This is a genomic window from Pseudomonadota bacterium, assembly GCA_026388215.1.
Lineage (GTDB): Bacteria > Desulfobacterota > Syntrophorhabdia > Syntrophorhabdales > Syntrophorhabdaceae > JAPLKF01.
This window is the reverse complement of record JAPLKF010000178.1, coordinates 1-4,935: the sequence shown is the minus strand read 5'-3', so window position 1 is coordinate 4,935 and position 4,935 is coordinate 1. Positions and strand designations below refer to the sequence as shown.

Genomic DNA, 4,935 nt, shown 5'->3' with positions numbered 1-4,935 from the left:
GTCTCTTAGAAACCGCGTCCTTTTTGCCAGTTCTATCGCCAGGTTCTTTGCGTCATAAACTCTCGGAAGGGAAAAGGCAAAGAACTTTTCAAGGAGCTTATAAAATACATCCTCCTTCTCGGGTGGCGGGGTCATCTTAAGCTTTTGCACAATATAAGGTCTGCCAATAAGCACCTTATCTGTCATGATGCCATTTCTGTAAAGCCTGAATTCAAAGAAGTTGGTGAGTATCAGGTTCGGGAAGGTATTGAGATAGCGTTTTAGTTGGTCAGTTGCCTCTATCTGGTCCAGATTCTCAACCGTCGGGGCTTTTGCCTCGATATACCCTATGAGATGCTCTTTCCCGTCCCATAACCTGAAATCGGGGTTCCCAGCTTCGGTCTTTTTTGGCAGCGTTGTAATGTGAATGTTATGTTTGCCGATTGATTTTGCATATTCCTGTAACAATCCTTCGAGGGTCGAATAAAAGCTCTGCTCTATGGCATCCCCGCGGTTGGCAACATCGAGCAGCGATTTTATGTAGGATTTAATCAACGTGCCCCCCTTCATCTTGTGAATATTACATTTTCCGATTTTTTGCAAACTATTTTCATTAAAACCAGATGTAATGGTAACCAAGTCCTTTTAACTGCTCGATGGCAGGTCTTTCAGAGAGGGTATCTTCGTTAAAGATCGGCTTGGCCATTTTTTAATTCACCCTTGCCCTTACCTTTCCGGTTAATAAAATGTGCGTTAGTCCTCTTTTCATAGTTTCAAGCTTCTCTGCTTGTCTCCTTGCCGTGCCTATTTCTAAATCAATAATTGATAATATTTCAGCTATCTTTTTTTGTTCGCTAAGCGGAGGGAGAGTAACAATCATACTCCTAAGTTCTGGTGTTTTAATCGTTTTGATTGTTGTTGCAGATGATACTTCATGCAGTTTCGTCTGAAAAAAATCACTTAAGAAGTATTGTTTAAGCCACGGTGGGTATACTTTTTCTCGTTTTGGGGAAATACGCATAAGATTTGCAGTTACATTTGCACTTTCAAATTTTTTAGAAACATAGCCTATTTTCCCAAGTGTACCCCTCCTCACTGAGATTACAAAATCTCCTTCACACAAAATAGTTCTTGGGAATTGTTGTGAAGTTTCTTCTGAAATATACCTGTAATTCGATAGGTCATCGCTGAGTTCTCCATCGTCTTTAATAAGCTCACCTCTTACTTCAGGCACACCTTTGCCTTGCTCAACATATTCTATATTGTAATCGGTGGGGTATCTATAAATTTCGTTACACATTGATCCAAGGTCTACCACTTCCCAATCCACCGGTATCTTCCCGATAGGTGTATCCTTGAATTTCACGCCTGTTTCCAAGCTCTTTACCTGGCCCATAATCTCTTACCTATTCCGCCCCAAACAACTTCATTATAAACTCTTTAAAAACCTTTTCATAGTCTTCTGGTTTTACATCCCTCCCCGGAATGAGCGGTATGGCAATGCCGCTTCTCGCAAACTCATTCCCCACAACCTCCATTGCATCACGCAGTATCGACGACCTTATATAATCAGATGTGGTTTCATCAATCTCGTCAATAGCCTGCCAGACCTTTAATAGAGCTCCATAAAGGGCAATCCAGTCAATCCAGACTGGCTTCTTAATCTCCCCGATACTCCCCTTTGACAAAAATTCCCACCATCGCTCTTCAGAAAGCCAGTACTCAATTTTTCTTTTCCCCCTGATACGTGTAAGGACAAAACCAGATTTTGAAAGCTCAATCAATGCATCCTGCGTGCCTCGGATGGAAAGACCTATAGCCTTTGCAACCTCCGCAGGATGCCCTCCATCATGTGTGAGAAGATAGAGGATACATTCGGCACGGCTTCCAACACCAAATAGGGCACGGAGTAAGAAACGGATAGTTGATTGCGTACCCGGGATTACCTCTCGCGATTTTCCACTCGGTTTAAGAACATTACGAACAAATCCATATTTTGCAAATATATTGTCAGTCTCGATCATTGCTAAAAGTCTCTGGGCCCTTGATTCCTTTTCTTTAAAAAGGTTTTCCAATTCATCAGGTATATCCCTGAAACAAAACCTAACAAGGTTCTGCCATTTTCTCTCCTGTCCCTGTGAGGCAAGGAACTCGGAAACTGCACCAACAAGGCGATAACCTTGGTTTTCTCTTTGTCTCAATATGCCTCTCAGCCTCTGCATGTCAATCCACTTCCCGTTCGTAATAAGCCAGTCGATGACTTCATCAAAGAGCCTCGGTTCATACCGTGCCATTTCAAGAGTAAATATGAGAAGCGGTTCAGGGTCTATAATCCAGGGGTCTTCACCCTTTGCCCCGCCGAGTACCCCGAGGGCAGACCACTGCCTCCAGAGAAAACTAAGGATATTATCGAGGAATATATCTCTAAAGTTTGTCTGCGACATCTTCATATTCCATATATTTCAATAAGTCTTTAATGCTTTGTCTGTAGGTTTCTGATACATCATGGGTCATGCTCCATCGTGCAGCCTTCTCTAACTCTTCAGAAGTAGGTTTCAAGGCGAGAAGGTCATCATAATGTTTCCCTATTCCTTGATCTGCGGCGGCATATAACTTGAAATGTATCTGATCATATCTGCCAAGAAAATGTATAGTTAGACTTTTCCCATACCTTTTTGTTTCCACTCTCTCTATCAGCCCTTCCGGTAACCCTAAGTCGAGAGCAGAGGCAGGCCCTAAATTCAGCCAATCCTCAGGCAGATCAAAATCTCTCGCCACCTTTTTCATTGCATCGACAAGCTCAGGAGGAAAGGGTTTAGCCTCTTTGAAATCAACATTTCCCTCGAGGCTCCTCTCAATAAAAGCAACTACATCTACATCCTTTGTTGTTCGGCTTACAAATCCGAGCATGTTAAGTGCTGAACCCCCGCATACAACAAGCTCAGGTATTACTGCATGAATAGTGTCCAATTGCTCACCGAGGGCACTCAATATCTTTTCAATTTCTGTGCCACTATCAAACATTATTCAATCCTATAACCCAATTCTTTCAAATAGGTATTCACTTTTCCCTCTACTTGAGACCGTTCTTGTTTCAATCCTGCCAGTTCGTCAATCACCTTCTGAACATTTATTAGCTCTTCTGCCTCTGTTATATCAATATATCTGGCAATGTTAAGGTTATAGTCATTGGAACGGATTTCATCGAGCAAAACAGGGCGGCAGTATTTATCTATTGTCACATAGCCACGATATGCATCAACAATTTTCTTGATATCCTCTTGCCTGAGCTTGTTCTGGTTTTTCCCTTCAAGATAATCCTTTGCTCCATAGAGAAAAAAGACCTTACCCTTGTGCTCTTTTGGTTTATTCTTGTTTATAATGAACAAACAGGCAGGAATCCCGGTACCATAAAAGAGATTATCGGGTAACCCTATAATTGCTTCCAATAAATCTTCTTCCAGTATCCCCTGTCTGATCTTCCCCTCAGCCCCTCCACGGAACAGCACTCCATGGGGGAGTACAACACCTGCCCTGCCGGTTACATTAAGCGTTGCAATCATGTGCTGAACAAAGGCATAATCGCCGTAACCTTTTGGTGGGATACCAAAACGAAACCTTCTGTAAGAATCGTCCTGGGCTTCCTCATATCCCCAGTTCTTCAAAGAAAAAGGTGGATTTGCGATAACAACGTCAAACTCCATGAGTTTGCCTTCTTCTGTTAAAAACTTTGGCTTTCTCAGGGTATCGCCCTTTTCAAGTCTGGTGGTTATCATGTGGAGGAGCATGTTCATCTTGCAGATAGCCCAGGTTCCAATATTTTTCTCCTGGCCGAAGAGGGAAATGTTTTTCCAGTTCTGGCCGGTGTCCCTGAGATGATACACGGACTGTATTAACATCCCGCCAGAACCACAAGCAGGATCGTATATTCTCATCCTTTCCTTCGGGTCAAGTATCTCCACGAGAAGCCTCACCACCTCTTTCGGCGTATAAAACTCTCCCCCCTTCTTTCCTGCATCATCAGCGAACTGGGCAATCAGATACTCGTAAGCCCGGCCCAGAATGTCCGGGTCGGTAAGGTTGTCGTTTCGCAGGGAGATTGTGGAGAAGTGGGTAATCAATTTTGATAATATCTCATCGGGAAGCCTGTCTTTGTCGTTAAAATCGGTTACCGAGAGAACACCTTCAAGCTTTCCCACGTTTGCTTCCTCAAGGGCATCGTTTGCTTTGTTAAGTATTTCCCCGAGGTTCTGAGTCTTCGTCTTTATGTAGTTCCAATGACCCCTTTCAGGGATATGAAACTCATGCTCATCAGGTGTCCTCCATGCCAGGTTTTTATCGCCTGTTTCTTTCTCAACCCTTTCACCTTCCTCATCGAATACATCGGAAAGGCGCTTTAAGAAAAGGAGTCCGAAAATGTAATTCTTGTAATCCGAGGCATCAATGCTACCCCTGAGTATATTGGCAGATTCCCAGAGATGGGTCTCCAACTTCTCTAAAGTTATCTTTTCCATATCACCCTCTTAAATCAAAATATCGTTTTATGTATGAAACATAATACAAAGATAAATAAATGTCAAGTATTATTTATATTATATAGTTTATCATCATTATAAATGATGTTATACTAAATATATTATATAATGTTTATTAAAACTAACATTAGGTAAATCTATCACTGTAAAAATGATCTCTTTCCAAAGAATAAGTATAATTGTTTTTATTGAAATAGTGATTATATTAATCTTAGCAGTCAGCTCTCAGCAATTAGCCTTCAAATGCAAAATAATTCTTTTCAAGCTGTTAGCTGACAGTTGATTGCTGAACGCTTAAAAGAGGTGAACATATGAACTGGGATAAATTAACCATCAAGGCTCAGGAAGCTATCTCCGACGCCCAGAAAAAGGCTGAATCATACGGCCATCAGATGATAGAAAATGAGCATCTTTTATATAC

The 4,935-nt window shown here is 41.8% G+C and carries 5 protein-coding genes; all 5 read right to left on the bottom strand.

The features are described 5' to 3' along the window. On the bottom strand, positions 1–534 hold a 534-nt coding region (locus NTU69_09925), incomplete at its 3' end, for a DNA methyltransferase (GenBank protein ID MCX5803828.1). A 154-nt stretch (positions 535–688) separates the two neighbouring features. Continuing rightward, positions 689–1,375, bottom strand: coding sequence for a restriction endonuclease subunit S (locus tag NTU69_09920; GenBank protein ID MCX5803827.1), 687 nt, complete (start codon positions 1,373–1,375; stop codon positions 689–691). A 10-nt stretch (positions 1,376–1,385) separates the two neighbouring features. Then, complete coding sequence (locus tag NTU69_09915; protein ID MCX5803826.1) at positions 1,386–2,423, bottom strand: hypothetical protein; 1,038 nt, start codon at positions 2,421–2,423, stop codon at positions 1,386–1,388. Further along, on the bottom strand, positions 2,404–3,003 hold the full coding sequence (locus tag NTU69_09910) for a DUF6036 family nucleotidyltransferase (GenBank protein MCX5803825.1): 600 nt from the start codon (positions 3,001–3,003) through the stop codon (positions 2,404–2,406). The genes NTU69_09915 and NTU69_09910 overlap by 20 nt, the downstream gene beginning before the upstream one ends. Further along, positions 3,003–4,493: a type I restriction-modification system subunit M gene (locus NTU69_09905; GenBank protein MCX5803824.1), complete on the bottom strand. Its 1,491-nt coding sequence runs from the start codon at positions 4,491–4,493 to the stop codon at positions 3,003–3,005. The genes NTU69_09910 and NTU69_09905 overlap by 1 nt, the downstream gene beginning before the upstream one ends. Positions 4,494–4,935 lie beyond the last annotated feature (442 nt).